Below are 22297 nucleotides of genomic sequence, written 5' to 3' on the forward strand. Positions count from 1 at the left end.
AGATTAAGCAATAGATGTTTGAACCGGGGCAGGTTGCTAATTATACTTTTCCGGTGCTGCGATGCTGATACTGTTTCTACCTTCTTCTTTACTGCGGTGCAGGGCTTTGTCTGCTGCCGCAACCAGATGCTGCGGGGATTCGTGTTCATGTGTATTTTTTTCTGAAATCCCAATACTTATAGTGACATGTCCAGTCTCTGAACAATAGTGTGCAATTCTCTGTTCTGCCAGTTTTGCGCTGATCATTGTGGCGATATCCCGGCTGCTGAGTAGATCTGTCCGGGGAAGGATCACGGCAAATTTATTTCCGCTGTAACGAACTGCCGTGTGGGAGCTGTTCGGGAGTGAAGATTCTATAACGCCTGCGGTTGTGCTGATGCACTCATCTCCGGCCTGATATCCGTAATTCTCATTATATTTGTTGAAGTTATCAATGTCGATCATCAGCAGGGCGAGCGGGGTTCCGCTTCTCTGGGAGCTGGTCCAGTCCTGCTGCAACTGGCTGTCGAAGGCCTGGCGGTTGCTGAGGCCGGACAGGGCGTCGGTGTGGATAATTCTATCAAGCTTTGCGCTGGCAAGCTCCTGTGCTGCGGTTCTGGTGCGCACCATTTGTTCAAGGCTGTGCCTGACTTGTTTTTCTGTTGCCTGCATCTGATGCGTTTTTTGCAGCAACGCATTAATTTTATCGCGGACAGTTTTGATTTCATCGGGCAGTTTAATTCCTGACATATCCGGCAAAGTTAAATCACTTGCCGGGTCAGTATTCTCAATTGATGAGGTCAGCCTGCGCAATGGTTTGGTCAAAATACGGCGGCAGATGAAAGCCGTTGCTGCGATAATCGCAAGCAGACCGAAGAATAGATTCAAAAAAGAGGTGTATAAGCCGGAGCTGATTTTCTGGATAAGAAGCCCTTTACCGGGCTGTATTATGAGAGTTCCTACGCTGGCGTTATTGCTTTCGGCTGTCGTAACCCGGAGATCGAAGCTCTGCTTTTCCGGATCAGGAAGCACATTGTTCAGGAAATTTACTTGGCTTTTGTTCTTTAAAACGGTGCTCTCGCCCTTTACCTTTACCAGCTCAACTGATTCAACAATCTGATTCAGCTTGATGTTTTCAAGGCTTGATTCAATGGAACGTTCATTGGAATTCTGTATGTCCAGAGCTATCTGCGGTGCAAAAGAGCTACCCAGTCTGGAAATAATCCCAGTGCTTTCATCGACAGCTTCTTTGTAATTAATGGTGGAAACAGTTACTGCCACAATTGCAATTGTAGCAATGTAACAACGGCAAATGGTCCAGACGATGTTTTTTACTAAGGAATTATCTTTCACGTCGTGTACTTAATCAGGGTTGCGGGTCTTTGCGGTATGCATGCGGTTGATTTAATGGCATAGCGCAAACGTGATTATGCTGAATCAAGATACTTTCTATATGACGTGGCCGGAAATCGGTAAAGACTTATATGTTGTCGTTCGGGTAAAGAGTGCGTACGGCGTTCCAGAAAACAGTGTCTACATCTCCGGCTGGAGGGGAATCTGTGTTGAGAATTACAGCGAAATAGTGGTTTTTGTATTTGTATGTGCAAACTTTGTAACCATCGATGTCGCCATTGTGGCCCGTCGCTCCCTTGTTGTATGAAATTCCAAGACCGTATCCTAAGTCTTCCCCGTTCCATTCACTGCCGTCTGAGAGAGTAACCCAGGTCATCATCTTATCCACTGATTCTTTGGTCAGCAGACGGTACTCATGCAATGCTTGAATCCAGTCCAGCATATTCGGCAGGTTTGAAATCATATTTCCTGCGGAAAAGGCTATGCTTGGGGTGTGGTCGGTGGTGTTTACCCATGATCCGTCATCGTCCTTGTAGCCGTTGACATGGGGGGAGTGTATTGTGTTGTCTGTTATGGCCGGGACGTAGCTTTGTTTAATGTAAAGTTTGTTCAGGATTTTTTGTTGCACCAGATCTTTGAATGCCGCTTTACCTGCTTTCTCGGCAATCAGTCCAAGGATTACGTAGTTGGTGTTCGAATAGTTCCAGCCTTTTCCGGGATAGAACTCGTTGGGTTCGTCACTTGTTCTGGCATAATTGACCAGTGTTTCCGGTTGGAAAATGGCTTTCGGGTTTGATGTATACTGTGTAGAGAATGCATCTGTCTGCGTGTAGTTGCTATATCCGGAAGTCATATTCAGCAACTGTTTCACGGTTACTATGTCGCTACCCGGATAGTATCCGGGCCCCATCCAGTCTTCAACTTTATCGTCAAGATTGATTATGCCCTCTTCCACGAATTTCATGATGAGTGCGGCGGTGTAAGTCTTTGTAACACTCCCTATTCGCGTATACATATCAGACCGCATAGGTGTGCTTGTGTTGACTGCATAGGCTGGTGCGATCAGGAAATCCTTGATTTTCAGAAAAATATTGTCGTTGTTTATTTGAGCAAGGCTACTGTCGATCTCTGCATTTCCGCTTGTGCCCATCCATGTTGCACCGCCAACTTGTCTTACGCCGAGCATCCCGCCCGGAAATCCGAGACTACTTCTGGATTGATCAAGTGAGTCCTGCAATGCCTTGGCTTGCTCTTCGGGAAAAGTCACTGAGTGTCCACAGCCGGTGTTTCCAAACATGAAGGGACAAGAAAGAAGTACTACAATCGAGACTATATGGATAAATAGGCGTTTAGTTGTATATTGCATACGCTATGTATGCTTATTTTGCTGATAATATCAAGTGGGTTTTTTAAGAAAGGGAGTATTTCATAGTCCTTACAGAGTTAAATCTTGTTTGATTTGTCCTTTCGGAGATGCCTCCCGGCAGGCTGCATCCCTCCAAAAAAGGCCTTACGTTATATTAACGCAAGGCCTTTGAATTGCAGTTTTCGGTATCGGGAGTTTCTTATTTATCGTGCGGTCCATCAATGGGTTTATCACGGAAGGGATAATCGCGCAGGCGTATATCGCCACGTTTGTGTGGATTGGCAATAGCTTTGCTCGGGTCAGCCCAATCAGCGAGCTTGAAATTTTCCAGTACCTTGATTTGATAGCTGTCTTCCAGCGGGTGGCTGAAAACGTCATTGATATGGGTGAATTGCAGGTAACGCATCAGGTCTACCTGATAAGGGGTTGGTTTGCCTCCGGCATCTTTGACAACTTTTTTCAGCGCGAGCACTTCTTTGTTGTCCACTTTCGTCTGCCATTCAATCACACCGGGCAGAACTGGCGGTTCACCGGGAATATTATTGATACCTTTTTTCCATGTCGCCATCACAGCCTGTCCGGTATCCTGGCGGTAGAGAATGATAACGTGGCCATATTTTTTTTCTTTGAAAAAGGAGAGGTTGCCGTACTGCACACGTGCCCCGGTGAGGAATGCGGTACAGTCAGACCAGCAGGGAGATTTACCGGTAATGCCGCCCAGAACGCTGCGGTCAATGATTCCATCAGGGAAGAGGACATCAAAAGCCAGTTTGCAGCATGCCGCGCAATGGGAAAGTCCTTCGCAATCATGTCCGTGGAACTGGATGATGTCTTTCATGTTAACTGCGTAGGTATAGGGGTAGTATCGGCCCTGTGTTCCGCGGGTGGCCAGAATTTCGAATTCGGGAGCATAAGGTTTGGCAATCATGGGGGCATACCATGTCGGTGTCCGGTCCGGCTGGGTAACACCTGTTTCGATGAAAATATTTTCGCCCTGTTTATAAAGCGGAGCACCGCAGAATCCGGTGGAAGCAGCAAGGATCAGCGCCATGCAGATCGACAGGCTCAAAAGGATTGATGTTGGAGATGGTGTGTTTTTACACATAGTTAAAAAACTCCCTTATTTGAGGTATATAAATAATCAATGAGTTGTTTACGGGCGGGGAGCGTTACTGTCAATCGCGTATTAACTAGTGTTATTTCGGCATAATTAGGGATGCAGTGGGGAATTGCGAAGTAGGAATAGAGCTAAAAAAAAGGGTCTTACGTTACATCAACGTAAGGCCCGGAAGTAGCGTTTATTTATCGCACTTAACTTTGTCTTCGATTTCATCTCTGTAAGATCGTTTAAATCTGTTTTTCAGGTTGTCCGGAATCCAGCTGCCGATGATATTTTCAAGTTCCCCCGAGCAAATGGTCTGGTACATAATTTCATCTACCTTTTCTATCATATCATGTCCCCACGATGTTTTGGGTGTAGCATAATATCCATATATAGGGGTCAAAGGCAGTTCTAAGCATTCAACTAATTCTATAGGATATAAATTGTTGTTTTGATTTTTAAGCTTAAATACAACAAGTGGATCCGCAAAAAAGAAATCTATTCTTTTATTAGCAAGTAAATTTATTTGATGGCTTGTGTCGATGCTTGCTGTGCTGGTTGCTGTGAGTTTCTTGTCATACTTTATTTGGTCGATTATTTTTGTGAGTTTGTCATAGTAGATGCCATCTATATAGCTGAATTTGTGTTTCCTTTTGTTAAGATTCTTATATAGTGAGAACTTACCATCTGTTGTTAGCTTAGTTTTGTCTTCAGCTCTAATTACAGCAACCATGCTCCAAGATATTCTGCATGGATATTTTGAATAATATAAATAATCTTGTCGTTTCTTGCTTTTCAATATCCCTGTAATGACGATGTTTTTCCCTTGTTTAGCGTCTTGCGTGATTTTTTTGGGAGAAGAGATAGTGTTAAGATGTTCATCTTTAGGGAGAAGCTGCTGGAAGTGCTTGTTCAGGTCTTCACCCAGTCCATATCTCTTACCGGAATCATCATATATAAAAAGCGGGGGTAAATCAAAACTAGGCCAGTATATCCTGCTTGCAGCATATGTTTTGCTAATTGATATTAGCATTAAACCTATAAGGTAGCATGTGATTCTTATTTTATTCATGTATTTTGCAGATTATAGAGGTTTTTTATATGCGTCTGTGTTCTTGATAAAACCAATATTGATTATTAATCTTTTCACTACTTCATCGAAATTATTATTAACGCCCCGAAAACTACTTCGGGGTGATGCGGTAAATGCCTGCCCATATGTTTTTATTGGAAAGACAGGGTTCTATGGTAATAAATCATGATATTGTTGAAAGTTGTTATGGAATCGTCATAGGCGAAGGAGTTCGCATCATTCTTAGATATCTCTCGACAGGGTAATTTTTTTTGCTAGCATAAGTACAAAAGAAGCCATTGAGGTAGGTTGTTTCATACACAAGCATGATTTGCTGACGACCGGCGTGCGCAGATGCTTACTCCTTCTCAGTTTCATCGTGATCAAAATATTTATGTCAGGAGAGATTATGGGCGAACTTGTCCTTGCCGGTGCAGGCCACGCGCACATGCAGCTCATGGAAGTCATTCCGGACATCATTGCGGACGGACATCGTGTCACGGTTATCGGCCCGGATGACCGCCACTTTTATTCGGGGATGGGACCGGGGCTGCTTGGGGGTGCTTACCGTGCCGAGGAAATCAGTTTTCCGGTGAAGTCCATGGTGGAAAGGCGGGGTGGCACTTTTGTGCTGGGCAAGGTTGCACGTATAGATCCGTATATGCGTCTGGTAATTCTCGAAACGGGTCAGGAGTTCCGCTATGACGTGCTTTCCTGCAATCTTGGCAGTTTCGTTCCAAGTGGGCTTACGGGCGGAGACAGTTCCGGGGTTTATACTGTAAAACCCATCCAAAACCTTTTGCTGGCCCGCATGAGGATTCAGGAAATAGCCTCCGAACGTCCGGCGCGCATCGGCATATGCGGGGGCGGTCCTGCCGCGCTGGAAATAGCCTGCAACGCTTGGGCAGCAGCCAAAGACCAGGGCCGCTCAGGTGCTAACGTCCAGATTTTTACCGGCAGTGCATTTTTACGTAACCAGCCGGACAGGGTACGCCGTCTTGCACTCAAGGTCCTGAATAAACGCGGAATCAATATTATCCAAGGAAGTTATGTGGAGCGGGTGGCAGACGGAAGCGTCGTGTTGCAAAACGGTCAAAACTACGATCAGGACATCATTTTTTTGGCTTTGGGTGTGCATCCCTCCAGAGTGTTCGATGCCTCAGAGCTGCCCACAGGGAAGGATGGCGGGCTGATGGTTAACCGCTATTTACAGAGCATTTCCCATCCTGAGATCTTCGGTGGCGGTGATTGCATCCGGTTCGAACCGAAACCACTGGATAAGGTGGGTGTTTATGCCGTTCGCCAGAACCCGGTACTCGTGCATAATGTTCGGGCGCAGCTTGACGGCCATAGCTTAAGAGAATTTGATCCGGGCGGTTCCTATCTTCTCATATTTAATACCGGGGGCGGGAGGGGCATATTGTATAAAAATGGATTGAGCTTCGGCGGTTCTCCTGCTTTCTGGATTAAAGACTATATTGACAGGAAATTTATCAAGCGGTTCATGGCGGAAGGAAGTTGACCGTAGTGGATTGTCTGCATATCCGGATATGTGGTATGAATCAGTACTAGTTCAATCTTTAACAAGGAGAATCACTGTGTTGCGCAAAACAATTACCGGCATGTCCATTCTAATGATTATAGTTCTGGTTCCGGTTCTGTCTTCAGCACATTGTCAGGTTCCTTGCGGTATTTATGATGACCATGCCCGCGTAGAGGCAATGCTTGAGGATGTGAAAACAGTGAAGAAGGCTGTAACCATGCTTCAGGAATTGGCTGAGAAGACTGATGTTCAGTCCAGACAGCAGTTCACGCGCTGGGTTATGAACAAAGAGCATCATGCGCAACTCATCATCTCCACCATCTCTGACTACTTTCTGACGCAGCGGGTCAAGGCAACGCAAAAGGACTATGTGGAACGCCTAAAACGTCACCACGCTGTAATTGTTAACGCCATGAACGCTAAGCAGAATGCTGATATGGCGACAGTTGATGAGCTGGAAGCCAGTGTTAAGGCCCTGGAGGGTTACTATCCTGCCGAGCATAAACATTAAGCCTACTTAAAAGTCTCGGTTGCTTGTGGAAGTTGACTTATTAAGGCTTGGCGAAATGTCGAGTTGTTAAGTGTATTAAGTGTTTGCACAACCTAAATTTATCCAAATATCTCCCGGCAATAAAAAGGCCTTGCGTTTCATTGACGTAAGGCCTTTCCCCTTTACGTCTTGCTCGGTTTTGTCATTTCAAATTGTAGGTTAAAATTTCTTGATCTTAAAAATATCTTAATATAAAGATTCTTTATGTAAAAGCAAACAGGAAGTACAGGTAGGTAAACATGGATAGAATTGGTTTGATGGCTGAGCAATGGGCAAAAGAGCGTCCTGAGCTGGAGCCGGAATCAATGGAGATATATGGCAGGCTGATGATTGTTAATAAGCTTGCTGAAAAAGCCATGGGCGGATTTTTGAAAAAACATGGACTCACGAATCCTGAGTTTGATGTCCTGGCAGTGCTCAGACGTGCAGGAAAGCCGTATAAACTATCAGTCGGTGAATTGTGTGACGCCGCATTGTTGACTAGTGGAGCTATGACTAATCGCATTGATAAACTAGTGATGAAGGGGCTGGTTGAACGGAAGACTAATGCGGATGACCGTCGAGGAGTCGATGCAGTTTTAACAGCATCTGGTTTTGAATTGATAGATTCAATTATTCATGAGCGATTTGACATTGCGGATAAATTTATCGGGTGTCTTTCTGTTGATGACCGCAAGTCCTTGAATGATATTTTGAAAACATTATTAAGTTATTATGAATAATAGATCATAGTTGGAGTTGGTTATGGATTCTATTTGTATATTTTTAGGCTCAAATGCTGGGAATGACCCTCTGTATATGCAGGCAGCAAGGGAAACAGGACTGGAACTTGCCAAGCGAAATATTACTTGTGTGTACGGCGGGTCCTGTACCGGAATGATGAATGAGCTTGCTGACTCGGTGCTGGATGCAGGGGGGAAGGTTATAGGAGTAACTGTTCAGGCTTTGAAAGATAAAGAGCAGTTCCATAAGAACCTGACTGAGCTGCACGTTACACCGACAATGCATGAAAGAAAAAAAATGATGATTGAACTTTCAGATGGATTTATTGCTCTTCCGGGGGGAATAGGGACTTATGAGGAGTTTTTCGAAGTGTATACTCTTAAGCAGTTAGGCTTTCATTCCAAGCCGTGTGGTTTGTTGAATGTTAATGATTTTTATCATCCGCTTGAGCTTATGATGAGTACTGCAGAGAGGGAAGGATTTTTGAAAACTCCTTATGATGAATCCGTGTCTATATCAGAAAATGTGCCTGAACTATTTGATAGATTGCTGGGAGGTATCCGGTAAGCTGTTTCCTGTTTTTGGAGTTGAAAGGGGAGAATATATTTCGTTGTTTCGAAATACAAAATGTAAAGGCTTAGCTGAAATTTCAGTTAAGCCTTCTTTTCAAGATCTCCAGCGCGACATGAGTGGAACCGCTCTGAGTAACTGATTCAATTATTTAATCCCAGATGATTGTTTGGGGCATGTCATATTGTGCTGAAACTTTACATGATGTTTGCGATTATTTGTGCCCGGTTTGTGTCCAGTGTTTTGGATGCCCTGTACAACGATCCGTTCAGAAAAGGGCTTTTGTACCAAGGATTGGAAAGGCTCTTATCCAATTCTGACTGAATCTCACCATAACTATCCAGCGTAAAGTGGCACAAGGTTTGATTGATCTCATTCCATTCTGCTAAAGGAACTTTCTCATCATATGGATAATTAGCAAAATTTTTCCTTCCCATTTTTACATAGGCTATAGAATTATGTGCCTTTTCAAATTTTCTATGGATTGATTTCAGGTAATCCTCTGACATGCTTCCACGCAACATATTTATAAGATCATTTTTTAAGGTCCCTTTAACTATGTTTAATACTGTGTTGCCGGCAAGCCATGATGCAACATCAAGACCCTCGACCGTTCCCCCTCCGCAGCCAAGTTCTTTTAACGGGGTGTAAGCGACAGGGGTAATCTCCTTAGCATATTTTGAAAAAGCTAATTGAGCGTCACCGAGAATGCAGCCCCGGAATTGATCGCTCAATCTTCTGTGCCTTTCTTTTTTTACTATTTTAAGCAGTAGACCTTTTTTAAAAAAATAAGATAGCAACGTTGGGTCAACAACCATTCGTCCCAGATCTTCAGAATATTGGCTGCCAACATATTTCTGCACTTGTTGCTTGAACCAAAGCGAAATATTATCTGTAATGCCAAGGTCTTCTGTCATAAATCTGGCATTTAGGATGCAAACGTCTATGTGTCTGGGGTTAACCAAAAGATCCCCAAAATCCACGATTTGGCAATTGTCAGCATACTTACCAGCCAATAAAACGGTTAACTCCATTAATTTCGCATAGCTTAAGGCAATATAAGGAGAATATTTAATATCGGAATTCTTTGATATTCCTTCCAGCTCGACTTGTCTTAAAGTAATAAATTCCTCATCCAAATTTTTCCGATCTATTGTCGAATCTAGGAACTCATTAAATTTTATTAAATCACGAATTATCATATCCATCTTTCACTCCGTACGCCACGAGCAGATAAAGGCCACCCGGCATATGCATCCACTTCCTCAAGTTGAATAATGATAAAGAGTTCATAATGAATAACAAAAAGAGGAATGTTAGAAATTGAAGTTTTTATGCAGCATTAATAGTCTCACTCACTAATGTTAAGTTGATGAACTCTTCTAAGTATAGTTTTTGTGTTATATGCTCAGATTGACACAATTTGTTTTTAAGTTACCGCGATTACGACCTAAAATACATATGGTGACCGATGGAAGGGGCCGATCAATTTTGTCGGTATCGGAAAAAAGGAGACCAATCTAAATGATTGATCTCCTGTCAGAAAAGTTGCGGAGCCGACTAGACTTGAACTTGTGTATAATCCAGCGCGTATTTTTAACCGGCCCCCCACCCGGTTCCCCACGAAAAAAGGCTTACAACAATTAATGCTGTAAGCCTTTGAATTCGCAGTGGTCGGAGCAGGAGGATTTGAACCCCCGGCATCTTGCTCCCAAAGCCGGTTATTGATGTCGCAACCATTGAATTAATTGAAGAAAATTTCGCATTGGGAACACTTTTTCGAGATTTTTTGGGGTGAATGGTTCCCCGTTTATAAGAAGTTTAATTGGGTAGCATGAAATTAATGCAGGTCAATATACTCCTGTAATTGTTCATGCCATCTAATTGTGTCGTACTCTTGCGGAGCTGTGGATTCGTTCATTAATAGGTCAACTAAATGGCGCGGTGTTTTGCCACCGATGTGTAAAGATTTTATGCAGGATACGCAGTAAACACAGACGTCGTCACAAGGCATGGAATCAGCTCTCTTTTTCATAAGTTGATGGACTTTTTCAACGGGAAGTTTCGGATAAAAATCATCGCCGCAGCAGACTGATTTTGAACCGTGTAATTTGGTCTCAATAATTTCAATGTTCATTTTACGGAGCAGGTTGCGTACTGCCTGATGCACAGCGGTATTGCCCCGGACAGGACATGCATCGTGGACAGACATTTTTAGCCCTTGATAGTCAGGGAATTCAAATGAATCCAGACTATCAAGAACTTCCCATAATGATATGGTTGAAATCCCTTCATATAAGCCGCTGAAGCGTTTATCGCATCCGGCACAAACATTGATTATCACAGATCCTTTGTCCAACTGCGGATCGTGGCGACAGCATATTTTATGCAGTGATGTTTTCTTGTAGTTTCGGTTCAGGAAATCCAGAATGCGTTTTTCCATTTCAGGTTTATAGATACTCAGCGCACATCCGGGATTAAAGTATGAGTTGGTCTGCATCTTATCTCCTTGTGGGGTAGCTGTTTGTTATAAGATAGGCGCTCAAATTGATTACGTATAGCGACTTTCGGAATTCGCATTGAGAAACATGATTTGTTGGTGTTTATAAAGAGTTTGTTCTGTATACTTTGGTTGAAGAGTAATAAATTTAAGGGCTAGGCCCCCGGAGGCTGGCTTTTTCATTCAGGTGGGCATCTTGCTCTTCAGCCAAGTCTACTGATGGCAATAATGTATTGAGATAGAAAATGCAGTTTCAGTCTATATGTCTGAAAATATGCGTTAAAATTATGATGAAGCCTGCGTCTATACTTAGGCAATCTCATCACGTTTTGTTTTGCATTTTTCAAAGAGTCCCCAATAAGTCCCCAACAACGAAAAAAGCCCTTACGTAAAGTATAACGTAAGGGCTTGAATTTACTGGTCGGAGCAGGAGGATTTGAACCCCCGGCATCTTGCTCCCAAAGCAAGCGCGCTACCAGGCTGCGCCATGCTCCGACTTGGTTCGTGCAGAAAGGGGGATACTTGAATTGCATGTCCTTGGCAAGAACAAAATTTATTTTTATGAAATTTCCTCCATTTCATGCTTTGCGTTATTCTATTGGCTTTTTAAAATACTCCATCTATCTTACATCCGCAATATTTGCACATACCGTCGGAAAGGCCCGTATTGGTCATTTCAAAGCCGAAACGTTTGAGCAGTTCCTTGTGGCAGTCCGGGCAGAAGGTTGATGTGTTGTCGTTACCCGGAACATTGCCGATGTAAACGTACTCCAGTCCTGCTGAGGTTCCGGCTTTTCTGGCTTTTTGCAGGGCCTCCATGGGGGTTACCGGGCAATCCTGCATTTTGTAGTCTGGGTGAAAGCGGGAAATGTGCCACGGGACTTCCTTGCCCAGCTCGTCCGCAATGAAGGCGGCCATCTGTTTCAGCTCATCAGGCGAATCGTTTTTACCCGGGATAAGCAGGGTGGTAACCTCAATCCACCAACCGTTCTTTTTCATGTGTCGGAGATTGTCGAGGACCGGATTCAGTCGTCCTCCGCAGGTGCTGCGGTAAAATCCATCGTTAAAGGCTTTGAGATCTATGTTTGCAGCGTCGATCAGTCCGGTAAGTTCATCAATGCATTCCGGACTTTGAAAGCCGTTGGAAACCATGATGTTTTTTAGGCCTTTGGCATGAGCGCGGCGGGCGGTATCCTGCATCAACTCGAAAAAAATTGTCGGTTCGGAATAGGTGTAGGAAATGGAATCGCATTTATGGGCGATGGCCGCTTCCACCAGAATTTCCGGGGTTACTTTTTGTCCGGTGATTTTCCGGCCGGTCTTCGGGTGCTGGGAAAGGGAAGCATTCTGGCAGAAAGTGCAACCGAAATTACAGCCCTGTGTGCCCAGTGAAAAGGTCTGGGTTCCGGGCAGGAAGTGGTAGAGCGGTTTCTTTTCCACCGGGTCAACATTCAGTGCGGCAACCAGTTCATAGGTGCGGGTCATAAGTTGGCCGTCAACGTTTTGCCGCACCCCGCAGTTACCATGATTGTTTTTGTCAATAATGCAGAAGTGGCTGCAAAGGCGGCATTGCACCTTGTTCTCATTAAGTGATTTCCAGAGTCTGGCCGGATGAAGCATGTTTTTCCTTATGAGTCTGTTCTATGGTTTTACTTCGGGAATAACGAAGATAGGGCCGATCTGCTGGTCTTCCTCTTTCTCGTCATCCTCTTTTGGTTTTACTCGTATACTATTTGAATTCTTGTCAGATTTAATTGTGATTTCGCTGTTGTTACCGCCGGAAGTTCCCATGCGGATCGGCTTGCGTTCCTTGGCAGTATCCTTGTTAATGAATTTGGTCCCGGCCATGGCGTTGCCGCATAGAACCGTTACCATAATAATAAAAGCTGCGAGCAAAGTTTTCTTGTACATGGTATTTCTCCGTGGCATAGTATAAACTCTTATCCGATCCTGTGCAAACAATGGGCCTTTTCTTTTTCCCTTTATGGGAAATGTGTGCTGTTGTTCCTTGAACTTATGCGGGATTCAGCATATACAGTCACCTCTTAGCTCTTAGAGACTGTTAGGAGAAAATAATATGGCAAGTCGTTCTGATGCATACAAGGCCGCCGGTGTTGACATTGATGCGGCCAATGATTTTATAGGCCGCATTAAGGATATGGTCGGCTCCACCTTTACTAAAGGTGTTGTCACCGATATCGGCGGTTTCGGCGGGCTTTTCAAGCTCGATCTGACCCAGATGAATGAACCCGTGCTGGTGGCAGGTGCCGACGGTGTGGGAACCAAACTTAAACTCGCTTTCGCTGTCGACAAGCATGATACCATCGGTATCGACCTTGTTGCCATGAGCGTAAACGATATCCTTGTACAGGGTGCAAAACCCCTGTTCTTCCTCGATTACTTCGCAACCGGTAAACTTGAATCCGGTGTAGCGGAAGAGGTAATCGCAGGTGTCGTTGAAGGCTGCAAGATGTCCGGCTGTGCACTGCTTGGTGGTGAGACTGCTGAGATGCCCGGCTTCTACGCTGACGGTGAGTATGACCTTTCCGGTTTCTGTGTTGGTATGGTTGATAACACCAGGATTGTTGACGGTTCTTCAATCACCATTGGCGATTCCATCATCGGTCTGGAGTCTTCCGGTATCCATTCCAATGGTTACTCCCTCGTGCGTAAGCTGTTTGATGAGTCCGGCCTCAAGGCAGAGGATCTGCTGCCCGGTACTGACCAGAAAATCGGTGAAGCACTGCTGACCCCCACACGCATTTACGTAGATGCGGTTCACAACCTTTCCCGCGATATCGAAATCAAGGGTATGGTTCACGTGACCGGCGGCGGTTTCTATGACAACCTGCCCCGTATCCTGCCCAAACAGGTTACCGCTGACATTGATTTCAATTCCTGGGAAGTTTCCCCGGTATTCAACTGGCTCAAAGAACAGGGTGACCTGAGCTGGCCTGAAATGCTGCAGATCTTCAATACCGGTGTCGGTTACATTCTCGTTGTAGCTAAAGACCGTGAAGAAGACGTGCTCAACAGGCTTTCCGGCATGAAACTCAAATCATGGAAGATCGGCGAAATCGTCGCCCGTGATGGAGATGCCGAGCAGGTCAACGTTAAGTTCTAGTTTCTGTTTTTTCGTTTAGTATAAAAAACCTCAATCCTTTTGGATTGAGGTTTTTTTGTTTTTTAAGTTCCGCAGAAGGTCTGGTAGACCCGCTCGTCCGGTTCCGGCGGGTTCATATATTCAGCGTATTTCGGCTGTTCTTCGTATGGATACTGCAGGATTTCGATTAACTTTTTGGTCGTCTCAAAATCATCCTGTTCTATTGCGGCGCTGATGGCCTCCTCCACGCGGTGGTTGCGCGGAATGAAAGCCGGGTTGTTGCTGTCCATGGCACTGGTGGCGGTTTCAGGTTCTATGCCCTGCTTTTTGAGTTCTCCCCGCCATTTTTGCAGCCAGTTCTGCAGCTGTTCACGGTCAGCAAAAAGTTCCAGCAGCGTACTGTAGTCTTTCCGCACTGCTTTGCCAAGATTGCGAAAACTATTGGTGAAATCCACTTTTGAATTTTGCATAAGCTGCAGGAATTCATCAAGCAGTTCTTTAGCCGGATTAGTCGGGACAAGCCCGATCTTGGCACACATCTCGGTAAAATAGTGTCTCCTGAATTCCGCACCGAATCCCTGAACTATTTCCTCTGCCCGAGACTTGGCCTGTTCTGTATCCTTGTGGATCAGGGGTAGCAGGCAGCCCGCAAATGCCGCCAGATTCCATTGCGCAATGGAGGGTTGGCGCGCGTAGGCATAGCGCCCGTAGTGATCAATGGAGCTGAATACGGTTGCCGGATCATAGCCATCCATGAAGGCACAGGGGCCGTAATCAATGGTTTCCCCGGATACGGTTGTGTTGTCGGTATTCATGACGCCGTGGATGAAGCCGATACGCATCCATTTCGCGACTAGCCGGGCCTGAACGGAGCAGACTTTTCCAAGCAGGGCTGCATATGGATTACCGGACTCTTTGAGGTCCGGGTAGTGGCGGTCGATGGTGTAGTCGGCCAGAGTTTTCACTGCGTCATAATCGTTGCGGGATGCAAAGTATTCGAAACTGCCGATCCTGATATGGCTGGAGGCGACTCTGGTAAACACCCCGCCCGGAAGATCCTGTTCCCGGTAGACTGTCTCCCCGCTGGTGGTCATTGCCAGCGCACGGGTAGTGGGAATTCCCAACCGGAACATTGCCTCGCTGACAATGTATTCGCGTATAACCGGACCGATCGGGGAGCGTCCGTCACCGTTGCGGGAGAACATGGTCTGACCGGAACCTTTCAGCTGGATATCGTATCGCTGCCCGGCATTGTTCAGAAATTCTCCGAGCAGAACAGCACGCCCGTCCCCCAGCCGGGGAACGAAATTACCGAACTGATGCCCGGCATAGACCTGCGCCAGCGGCTCCGCTCCCTGCGGAGGTTTATTGCCGGAGAAAAGTTCTGCAAGGCCAGCGTCGCTTTCAGGCAGAGGAAAGTCCATTTCCCCTGCTAATTCGCGGTTCACAAGCCTGACGCGTGGGTTTTTGACCGGGGCCGGGGCTATGCGCTGGTAGAATTTTTCATCCAGCCGGGCGTAACTGTTATCAAATGGCATGGTAATATTTCTCTATTTTTTAGACCACTTGCCGCTCTGGTTTTGGATAAACCACCCGGAAGGTGCTCCTTCCTGCCATTCCTGCGCAAAGATGTTTTTTACTTTGCCAAGTTCGCTGCCGGGAATGTTCATGGAAGAGGCAACCTCGATGTACAGCTGATCGCGGATATCATTATCCTGAGAAACAAGGCGGCGCAGGGCGGCGGTCTGTTTGATATCCAGTCCGTCTTTGCTGATGATCTTCAGGTAGCCGTCATTGGTAATGCCGACGTTGCCAGCGTTGTAGTAGGGCACGAGTTTTCTGTGGTTGGCCGTAATTGTCTTTTTCAGGCCGCGAATGGCTGAATTGGATTTTTTGATGCTTTCAATGTCGGCTTTGGATACAGACTGGGCATGGGCCTGATTCGGGCCGACCATTGCTAGGAAGATCTCAAGGGCTGACTGATCGTCACTGTTCTCCTGCTGCCCTGTGTCGGTTCCGTATACGTCTTCCACGATATCTTCAGCGGCCCTTTCCACTTTTGCTGCCGGAAAATATATATTTACTGTCACACAGGCGACAAAGGAAAGAAGGCTGAGAAAGGTTAATAACTGCGCGGTTTTTTTGAGCATGATAAACTCCTGTGCTGTTAGTTGCCGATGACCCGCCGCAGCCTTTTGAGCATGTCGGAAAAGCTGATCAGGTTTTCGGGATTGCTGTTAATTACGTTGATGCCGAACAAAGGCGGTCTTTTGATAATGTACTCGATTCCATCATCCCTGATCAAGCCCCGGATCTTGAATATGTCGTCATTGAGGGTACATTCAAGTCCCAGTCCGGCATAGCCGAATTCTTTGAAAAATTGGGAAAACATACCCACTCCTGCTCCGGTAAGTCCGGAGCCGGTTCCGATTACCGAGAGGGTGTTTACCGCTTTGAGGCTGATATCCCCGGATTTTCCTGTTCCGGGTGTTGTTTTTGCCAGCAGGTGAAATGCTGCAGGCTGGTTGTAGGCAATGACCAGTTCGGTGAGATCAAGGTCCATACGTCCTGTGATACGGCCGATGTCCAGAGCCTGACTGAGCGGTTCCAGATTAAGATGTCGGAGTTTGAAGTCCGCTCCGTATTGCCGGGAATCCTCAAACGGGTTGTCCGCGAAAATTTCATCAATGGTCATTTCACCACCGTAAACTTCGCCGAAAAGACTACCCGTAGTGGAAAGATGGTTTTTCAACAGCCAGAAGTTCAGATTGCCTCCGATATGTCCGTCGATGGGCAGTGACTTAGGCGATAGCGGGAGCAGATTTATGTTCTTGGCTGTAATTTTGCCTTTGAGCACGAAGTCGTCATCGAAGGGGTGGCGCATTTTCAGATCTGATAGACGCAGAGTTCCGCCTTCAGATCTGATAGCCGGAATGGTCCCGAATTCTATTGCATTAGAGGATACGCTGACCGGGAATGCGAAGTTCTCTATCTTCAGTTTTCCAGCAGAAATTTTACTGAATCGCAGCACCCCTGACTGTGATTTGGGCAGGCTAGCGTCAGCCTGCGGCAGGAAACTCTCATTTAAGGAAAGCACAAAAGGAAGCTCTGCATTAATTCCGCTGAAAATGAGTTTATCCTGGCTTAGCGTGCAATTCTTAAGGAGCATTTCGCCATTCAAATGGGTGTTCTGGCTGCTTCCGTTGAAGACATAGTTCATTGCAAATTCGCCGCTTCCATCCAGTCCTTCCAGTGAAAAAGGTTCAATCACAAAGGTTCGGAAGGGGGCTGATAGTTGTTTGGTTTTGAACTCCGTTTTTCCGGTGAATGAAGGGGTGCCGAAAATGTTCTTCATCTTGGCTAAAGTTTTCACTTTGCCCATGTCTTTCCAGTCTGCGGCAGCAGTGAAATCGAAGTTTCCTTCGCTGTCGGGCAGCGGAGAATTGAACTCAAGGTGTAATGGGTTTTTAGTCAGGTTTACGTAGAATGTGTCGTAAAGGGCTTCCCCTTTTTTGAAATCTATTTTTAAGTTCAGCTGCGGATCGTCCAGCGGGCTGCTTGCGAAAAGATTTCCGCTCATGCTGTCCACGAGGGCTGTTCCTTCGGGGGAGGCTGCGGATGTGTTCGCGAATTCAAAGCGCAGCTGTGCTTGCGGAGAGCTTTGGATTTCGTGCAGCTCAATTGCCAGCGAGAATTGCCCTTCCTTGTCCCAGTGTTCGAAGTCAGGGAGGTTGATTTCGACCAGCCTTTCCAAAAGAGGAAGGGGGTTTTGTATTTTTAGCCGGCACAGACCATGGTTGTCCGGGCGATAGCTAAGTGTGCCTTGAAGTTCGGGTAGCTTTCCGGCTTTAATGCGTAAATTTGTGAAGTCGGCCATTCCTGAAGCAGGATCAATTATTCCTTTCCCGCTGAGTGTCAGGTCAGGGTTTATGAGACCTAGTTGGGGTTGGTGAACAGCCATATTTTTTATGTGCGCTTGGAAGCTTTCGAGACGAATAATTCCTGAATCAAGATTGAAGGTGGTGGAAATTTCGACCGGTCCGGATTGCAGTGGTCCTTTTTCATTCAGGTATTTACCGCTGAATTTGAATTTTGCTCCCTGAACATGTTCGACGTAGCCTTTCAATTTCCCGGCGACACCGGCTTGAGGGAGAACAATATTGAACATCCAGTTGAACCCGAAGCTGCTTACGTGCGAGAAAGACGAATGCGGGCAAGCGAGTACGAGTAATAGGAGTATGCACAGTATGGAAATAAAGGGACGAATGTTCATCGCCCACTTATACACGGAGGAATGGCTGCTGGGAAGTTTCTCGACACATAATAAAAAGGGAGATTTGATTGGTAAAAATCAAATCTCCCATAAAGGATTTCGTTTGTGCGGGGCGAAATTAAATCTTTAAAAGCACCAAGGAAAACTATTTTTTATTCCCGTCACCCAGATAAGGGTTGAAGTAACCGAAGTTGATCCACGGACATTCGGTTTTGATTCTTTTGCGGAAGTTGATGAAACCCATACCCGGTCCGAACTCGTAAGGTTCCATGAGTTCCATGTACAGGTCGGGATCTATGTTCAGGTTGCGCAGCTGGATGAAGTCGAATTTGGTTTTTTGGGCAACTTCGACCAGTGCTCCCACTTCAAATTCGGTATCGCTGATACCGGGGAAGTAAAGATAGTTAAGGGAAACGTGCAGCCCTAGTTCCTTAGCTTTGCCGATGGTAGCCAGAACATCGTCGAATTTATAGCCCTTGGGACGGTAGTAGGTATTGTAAACCGGTTCACGCAAACTGTTCAGGCTGACCCGGATGGAGTTCAATCCTGCTGCTGCCAGTGGTTCCATGGATTCGGTGATGGAGCCGTTGGTGTTGATATTTACAGTTCCGTGCCCGCCTTCATCGCGGTATTTCTTGATAGCTTCAGTGAGCAGAACGTGCTCGGTGAGCGGTTCACCTTCGCAGCCCTGACCGAAAGAGAATACAGGTCTGCGTTCACGCTTGGCGTGGAAATGCATGAGTTCGGTAATTTCTTCAGCTGTGGGAGTGAACTTGATGCGCTCCTGCGGTGAAGGAAATCCTGAATCCTCGGGTTGTTCAGAAATACATCCGATGCAGCGGGCGTTGCAGGTCCTTGACGTCGGCAGGGGGGCCTCAAAACGCCCCAAAGCAAGGTTCTTTGCCGCCGGGCAGCAGTAAGTCAGGGCGCACCCGGCAAGATGGCGGACCAGCCTGTTTTCAGGCATTTCCTTCATCATGCGCTGGGCCCCGGCATCGATTTTCTTATTCGGAATTCTGGTGAAAACCTGTCTCTTGTCTTCGTCTACTTTTTTTGCAGTAACCCAGAATTTACCGTTTGCGTATCCAACTGCACCGTATGAGAACATAGGCAGAACCGGAGCGTCATCGGTATTACCGTAAGCGGCAAGTCCGGTCAGAGTGTGTCCGGGGCAGGGGAAAGCTGTAACAGCTGTGCCTTCTACTTCAACCACTTCTCCGGTTTCCGGGTCCAGTCCTATGGGGAAGCGTCCAGGAAGTAGGAAAAATTCACTGTCAGGGGGCAGAGGGATGTATTCTTCAGGTTTGGGCTGGAATAGTTCGTCGCCCCTGCGGCACATCATTTCAAGTTCAGGATGATCGTATATCTGCCCGTCTGCATCAGCAAAGACCAGCAGCGGACGAGGTTTTTTTTTAGCGGCCATTATATTAGATCCTGTTTAAATTATGGTTTGGGAAGTGTTGTGATCAGGGTAGTACCCTTTTCTTCTGATGTTGTGAATGAAATATCTCCGCCTGAGGCACTGGCGATCAGCCGCGCACTGTATGTTCCAAGTCCGGTTCCGTATTTCTTACCGTAGGTCGCATAGCGGTCAAAGAAAGTTTCACGGATGCTGACCGGAATTTCGCCCATATTGTGTATCTTGGTTGTGATGAAGTGGCTGTCTTCACTTATGGTAATTGTGATGGTCGTGTGTTCAGGAGCTGCTTCGGCTGCGTTTTTCAGCAGGTTGGAAAACATGGTGATGATTAATGAAGCTTCACCGTAGCAGACTATGGAGTTTTCTTCCTGAAGCGGTTCATCATCCATCATGCAGACGATTGTCAGCTCTTTGTCTTCGACCAGTTGGTTCAGGTCACCGATGGCGGCGTTGATAGCACTGGAGAGGTTGAAGGGGTGGGCATCTGCTTTGAGCGATCCCGTCTCAAGACGGATAAGGGTCAGTGAAGTATCGATCTGCCGGATCATGCGTTCACTTGTTTTACGTACGATTTCTGCCAGCGGTTGAAATTCTTCATTCAACCCGGCCTCGGTTTCAAGAATACGGGACATACCGACTATGTTCGCTGTTGGAGAACGCAGGTCGTGTCTTGCTATTCGTTCCATCTCTTCACGTAACTGCATCTGCTGACGTTGTTCGGTGACGTCAACAGCAAGCAGCATGAAAACTGACGGAGCCACCTGATCCACAGTCAAATCCCAGAAACGTTCATAAGCGTTTACGGATTTCAAGGAATGTAGATGGTAGGATTCCAGTTCGTGAAAGAGATTCTGCTGCACTTCATCTGAAAGGGAAGATATGAAGGGCGGGGCCTGCCTGTAATCAAAAATAGGCAGCTGATCGTGCGCGGCCTTGTTGGCGATTATGGTTTCCTGCGTTTTAGTGCTGACGAGCAGGGCCGGAAAAGGGAGGCTTTGCAAAATCAGGCTGTATAGTTTGGCATCATCCTGATGCTTTTTTTGACGTATGTGCTGGTTTTGAAATTTATTGATAAACTTTAGAAGTCTTTCTTTGGAAGTTGTATTCGGAAGAAATGAGACTTGCTGGAATTCAAAAAGTTTTTCAAAATTTTCCGGATTGGAAGTGTCGATTAAGAAAAGGGCGGGTGCTTCGGTGTTAACTTCCCTAATACTGGAAAAGGTATCGAAGGTATCATCCTGCTCGGCCATAATGAGCAGGTCCGGCTGCTGGCTGGCATAGGTGAACAGGGTTTCCCGGGGCGAGCGGGTAATAGACACCTCATGTCCGAGATCATGCAGTGACGGGATGACTGTATGGATCAGCGGGATTTTGCCGGTGATCAGAATATTCAGCTTGTGATGTTCATCGCTGAGGCGTGTATGCGGCATTTCAGCTCCTTTCTACGCTGCTGCGGATCGAATTTGATCAGGACGTTCCGGGAATCTGGAAAAAGCTGTTGGCCCAGCGGGTGGACTCGTAGTAACTTTTTGAAATTTGGACCGGATCAAGTTCGAGTTCATCGAGCACCAGCTGAAGATTCTCCCACTCTCCGGTTTCAAAAAAAGAAGTCAGTTCCAGATAGCGGGTGTAAATATTATCTTCCCCACGCAGGGCGGCATTGATTTCGTCCTCAAGGGGCAGATAGCTGGTCAGTTCCTTCATTGACATGTCGAACATAGCCTCTAGCAGCGAGAAAAGGCCCAGCAAAAACATGGAATCGGCAGGTAAGCCTTTACCGGATCTTTTGGCAACCAGTTGCAGGAACTTTGCTCTTTGGGTGGCCAGCTGCGGAAGCATGCGGCTTTTTCCTTCTGGAGTCAGGTCGGTAAGCAGAATAACCCTCAGCCAGTTTCTGAGCATTTTCCATCCTGCCAGAACAAGGGCCTGCTTTATCGAAGTAATCTTCTGGGAAAAGCCAAAGGTCGGTGAGTTCAGAAGAGTGAGCAGGCGGAAGCTGATGGATACATCATTCTGCAGAGCTTCAGCCAAAGCTTCAAAGTCCGGGGAAGGATCTTCAATCAGCTTGAGTATTTTCAGTTTTACTGTTTCCCCGGAGCGGAGTTTTCTTCCACGTACATTTTCCGGACGCTTGAAGTAAAAACCTTGAAAAAAATTGAATCCCAGCTTCTGGGCGAGGTGGTATTGATCGGTATTCTCGACTCTTTTGGCGATGAGCTTGGTGTCGTTGTCTTTGCAGAGTTCGCAGATGCGTTGCAGCTTCTCTTCGTCAGCAGAAAGAATGTCTACGATGATAGCATCGGCGTATGCTATGAGGAACTCCCCTTGAGGTCTGGCCTCAAAGTCATCGATGGCGATGTAATAGCCGTCCTTGGTCAGTTCCTGCAGGGCTTTGATGAGATTTGGAGTTGGGGGTGTTGTTTCCGGAAGTTGGACAACAGTTTTCCCGGCAGGCAGTGAGTATGGAATTTTATCCATGATTGCCTTGTGGGAAAAGTTGACTACCAGCTTTACGTTGTCCGGCAATTTCTCTCCGGGCGCAGCGCACAGGGCAGCAGCAACTTTTAAAGTTGCTTTGTAGCTGTCGGATATTTCTGCACTGGTCGCCTCGCTGCTGTTGCGAAAAAGCAGTTCATACCCCCAGACAGACTGGTCGGGCATGAGGATAGGCTGCCGTGCGAAAAATATTTTATCGTAAAGCGGTTTTTTTGAGGACATGTTTTAGTAATTCCTGCTTGCAATT

Annotated in this window: 19 protein-coding genes and 1 tRNA gene; 5 read left to right on the forward strand and 15 right to left on the reverse strand. The window is 46.4% G+C overall.

Translation table 11 applies throughout. The features are described from left to right. Nucleotides 1-36 precede the first annotated feature (36 nt). The 4 genes from ACNI29_RS11340 to ACNI29_RS11355 all read right to left on the reverse strand — a co-directional run bounded on the left by ACNI29_RS11340 (nucleotide 37) and on the right by ACNI29_RS11355 (nucleotide 4872). Nucleotides 37-1332, reverse strand: a complete 1296-nt coding sequence (locus ACNI29_RS11340; protein WP_419778486.1) for a GGDEF domain-containing protein — start codon at nucleotides 1330-1332, stop codon at nucleotides 37-39. 127 nt (nucleotides 1333-1459) lie between these two features. Then, on the reverse strand, nucleotides 1460-2599 hold the full coding sequence (locus tag ACNI29_RS11345) for a serine hydrolase domain-containing protein (protein WP_419778487.1): 1140 nt from the start codon (nucleotides 2597-2599) through the stop codon (nucleotides 1460-1462). 298 nt (nucleotides 2600-2897) lie between these two features. Then, entirely contained in the window at nucleotides 2898-3803 is a 906-nt protein-coding gene (locus ACNI29_RS11350) for an FmdE family protein (RefSeq protein ID WP_419778488.1), read from the reverse strand. A 193-nt stretch (nucleotides 3804-3996) separates the two neighbouring features. Next, the gene (locus ACNI29_RS11355; protein ID WP_419778489.1) at nucleotides 3997-4872 is read right to left on the reverse strand and encodes a hypothetical protein; all 876 of its coding nucleotides are present in this window, start codon (nucleotides 4870-4872) and stop codon (nucleotides 3997-3999) included. 409 nt (nucleotides 4873-5281) lie between these two features. On the opposite strand from ACNI29_RS11355, the gene ACNI29_RS11360 reads away from it, so the two are divergent. The 4 genes from ACNI29_RS11360 to ACNI29_RS11375 all read left to right on the forward strand — a co-directional run bounded on the left by ACNI29_RS11360 (nucleotide 5282) and on the right by ACNI29_RS11375 (nucleotide 8255). Further along, entirely contained in the window at nucleotides 5282-6394 is a 1113-nt protein-coding gene (locus ACNI29_RS11360; protein ID WP_419778490.1) for an NAD(P)/FAD-dependent oxidoreductase, read from the forward strand. A gap of 76 nt (nucleotides 6395-6470) precedes the next feature. Then, nucleotides 6471-6926 (forward strand): superoxide dismutase, Ni, encoded by a 456-nt coding sequence (locus tag ACNI29_RS11365; protein WP_419778491.1) that lies wholly within the window; start codon nucleotides 6471-6473, stop codon nucleotides 6924-6926. 278 nt (nucleotides 6927-7204) lie between these two features. Next, the gene (locus tag ACNI29_RS11370; RefSeq protein ID WP_419778492.1) at nucleotides 7205-7687 is read left to right on the forward strand and encodes a MarR family winged helix-turn-helix transcriptional regulator; all 483 of its coding nucleotides are present in this window, start codon (nucleotides 7205-7207) and stop codon (nucleotides 7685-7687) included. A gap of 22 nt (nucleotides 7688-7709) precedes the next feature. Next, a complete protein-coding gene (locus ACNI29_RS11375; protein ID WP_419778493.1) occupies nucleotides 7710-8255 on the forward strand; it encodes an LOG family protein in 546 nt (181 codons plus the stop codon). A gap of 200 nt (nucleotides 8256-8455) precedes the next feature. Here the strand turns inward: ACNI29_RS11375 and ACNI29_RS11380 are convergent, their stop codons facing one another. From ACNI29_RS11380 to ACNI29_RS11400, 5 genes are all read right to left on the reverse strand, one after another. Next, nucleotides 8456-9466, reverse strand: a complete 1011-nt coding sequence (locus ACNI29_RS11380; protein WP_419778494.1) for a hypothetical protein — start codon at nucleotides 9464-9466, stop codon at nucleotides 8456-8458. Nucleotides 9467-10098: 632 nt separating this feature from the next. Continuing rightward, nucleotides 10099-10758: a heterodisulfide reductase-related iron-sulfur binding cluster gene (locus ACNI29_RS11385; protein ID WP_419778495.1), complete on the reverse strand. Its 660-nt coding sequence runs from the start codon at nucleotides 10756-10758 to the stop codon at nucleotides 10099-10101. Between the two features lie 418 nt (nucleotides 10759-11176). Next, nucleotides 11177-11253, reverse strand: a tRNA-Pro gene (locus ACNI29_RS11390). A gap of 111 nt (nucleotides 11254-11364) precedes the next feature. After that, a complete protein-coding gene (amrS, locus tag ACNI29_RS11395; RefSeq protein ID WP_419778496.1) occupies nucleotides 11365-12378 on the reverse strand; it encodes an AmmeMemoRadiSam system radical SAM enzyme in 1014 nt (337 codons plus the stop codon). 21 nt (nucleotides 12379-12399) lie between these two features. Further along, complete coding sequence (locus tag ACNI29_RS11400) at nucleotides 12400-12669, reverse strand: hypothetical protein (protein ID WP_419778497.1); 270 nt, start codon at nucleotides 12667-12669, stop codon at nucleotides 12400-12402. Nucleotides 12670-12835: 166 nt separating this feature from the next. Between ACNI29_RS11400 and purM the strand changes: the two genes are divergently transcribed. Then, nucleotides 12836-13882: a phosphoribosylformylglycinamidine cyclo-ligase gene (gene purM / locus ACNI29_RS11405; protein WP_419778498.1), complete on the forward strand. Its 1047-nt coding sequence runs from the start codon at nucleotides 12836-12838 to the stop codon at nucleotides 13880-13882. A gap of 62 nt (nucleotides 13883-13944) precedes the next feature. Here the strand turns inward: purM and ACNI29_RS11410 are convergent, their stop codons facing one another. The 6 genes from ACNI29_RS11410 to ACNI29_RS11435 form a co-directional block, all read right to left on the reverse strand. Beyond that, complete coding sequence (locus ACNI29_RS11410; RefSeq protein WP_419778499.1) at nucleotides 13945-15399, reverse strand: protein adenylyltransferase SelO; 1455 nt, start codon at nucleotides 15397-15399, stop codon at nucleotides 13945-13947. A 12-nt stretch (nucleotides 15400-15411) separates the two neighbouring features. Then, on the reverse strand, nucleotides 15412-16011 hold the full coding sequence (locus tag ACNI29_RS11415; RefSeq protein ID WP_419778500.1) for a DUF1318 domain-containing protein: 600 nt from the start codon (nucleotides 16009-16011) through the stop codon (nucleotides 15412-15414). Between the two features lie 17 nt (nucleotides 16012-16028). Continuing rightward, on the reverse strand, nucleotides 16029-18029 hold the full coding sequence (locus tag ACNI29_RS11420; protein ID WP_419778501.1) for a translocation/assembly module TamB domain-containing protein: 2001 nt from the start codon (nucleotides 18027-18029) through the stop codon (nucleotides 16029-16031). Between the two features lie 250 nt (nucleotides 18030-18279). After that, the gene (locus tag ACNI29_RS11425) at nucleotides 18280-19557 is read right to left on the reverse strand and encodes a radical SAM family protein (RefSeq protein WP_419778502.1); all 1278 of its coding nucleotides are present in this window, start codon (nucleotides 19555-19557) and stop codon (nucleotides 18280-18282) included. 20 nt (nucleotides 19558-19577) lie between these two features. After that, nucleotides 19578-20984, reverse strand: a complete 1407-nt coding sequence (locus tag ACNI29_RS11430; protein ID WP_419778503.1) for a sensor histidine kinase — start codon at nucleotides 20982-20984, stop codon at nucleotides 19578-19580. A gap of 37 nt (nucleotides 20985-21021) precedes the next feature. Continuing rightward, entirely contained in the window at nucleotides 21022-22272 is a 1251-nt protein-coding gene (locus tag ACNI29_RS11435) for an EAL and HDOD domain-containing protein (protein ID WP_419778504.1), read from the reverse strand. Between the last annotated feature and the right edge of the window lie 25 nt (nucleotides 22273-22297).

Origin of the sequence: Maridesulfovibrio spiralis (SeqCode) (assembly GCF_048571135.1) — a bacterium.
Classification (GTDB): Bacteria; Desulfobacterota; Desulfovibrionia; order Desulfovibrionales; family Desulfovibrionaceae; genus Maridesulfovibrio; species Maridesulfovibrio spiralis.

Excerpts from the sequence above, each read along its gene's own strand:
- ACNI29_RS11350 (WP_419778488.1), bottom strand. The coding sequence starts at position 3,803 with ATGTGTAAAAACACACCATCTCCAACATCAATCCTTTTGAGCCTGTCG.
- ACNI29_RS11355 (WP_419778489.1), bottom strand. The coding sequence starts at position 4,872 with ATGAATAAAATAAGAATCACATGCTACCTTATAGGTTTAATGCTAATA.
- ACNI29_RS11360 (WP_419778490.1), top strand. The coding sequence starts at position 5,282 with ATGGGCGAACTTGTCCTTGCCGGTGCAGGCCACGCGCACATGCAGCTC.
- ACNI29_RS11370 (WP_419778492.1), top strand. The coding sequence starts at position 7,205 with ATGGATAGAATTGGTTTGATGGCTGAGCAATGGGCAAAAGAGCGTCCT.
- ACNI29_RS11375 (WP_419778493.1), top strand. The coding sequence starts at position 7,710 with ATGGATTCTATTTGTATATTTTTAGGCTCAAATGCTGGGAATGACCCT.
- ACNI29_RS11380 (WP_419778494.1), bottom strand. The coding sequence starts at position 9,466 with ATGGATATGATAATTCGTGATTTAATAAAATTTAATGAGTTCCTAGAT.
- ACNI29_RS11385 (WP_419778495.1), bottom strand. The coding sequence starts at position 10,758 with ATGCAGACCAACTCATACTTTAATCCCGGATGTGCGCTGAGTATCTAT.
- amrS (WP_419778496.1), bottom strand. The coding sequence starts at position 12,378 with ATGCTTCATCCGGCCAGACTCTGGAAATCACTTAATGAGAACAAGGTG.
- ACNI29_RS11400 (WP_419778497.1), bottom strand. The coding sequence starts at position 12,669 with ATGTACAAGAAAACTTTGCTCGCAGCTTTTATTATTATGGTAACGGTT.
- purM (WP_419778498.1), top strand. The coding sequence starts at position 12,836 with ATGGCAAGTCGTTCTGATGCATACAAGGCCGCCGGTGTTGACATTGAT.
- ACNI29_RS11410 (WP_419778499.1), bottom strand. The coding sequence starts at position 15,399 with ATGCCATTTGATAACAGTTACGCCCGGCTGGATGAAAAATTCTACCAG.
- ACNI29_RS11415 (WP_419778500.1), bottom strand. The coding sequence starts at position 16,011 with ATGCTCAAAAAAACCGCGCAGTTATTAACCTTTCTCAGCCTTCTTTCC.
- ACNI29_RS11420 (WP_419778501.1), bottom strand. The coding sequence starts at position 18,029 with ATGTTCAATATTGTTCTCCCTCAAGCCGGTGTCGCCGGGAAATTGAAA.
- ACNI29_RS11425 (WP_419778502.1), bottom strand. The coding sequence starts at position 19,557 with ATGGCCGCTAAAAAAAAACCTCGTCCGCTGCTGGTCTTTGCTGATGCA.
- ACNI29_RS11430 (WP_419778503.1), bottom strand. The coding sequence starts at position 20,984 with ATGCCGCATACACGCCTCAGCGATGAACATCACAAGCTGAATATTCTG.
- ACNI29_RS11435 (WP_419778504.1), bottom strand. The coding sequence starts at position 22,272 with ATGTCCTCAAAAAAACCGCTTTACGATAAAATATTTTTCGCACGGCAG.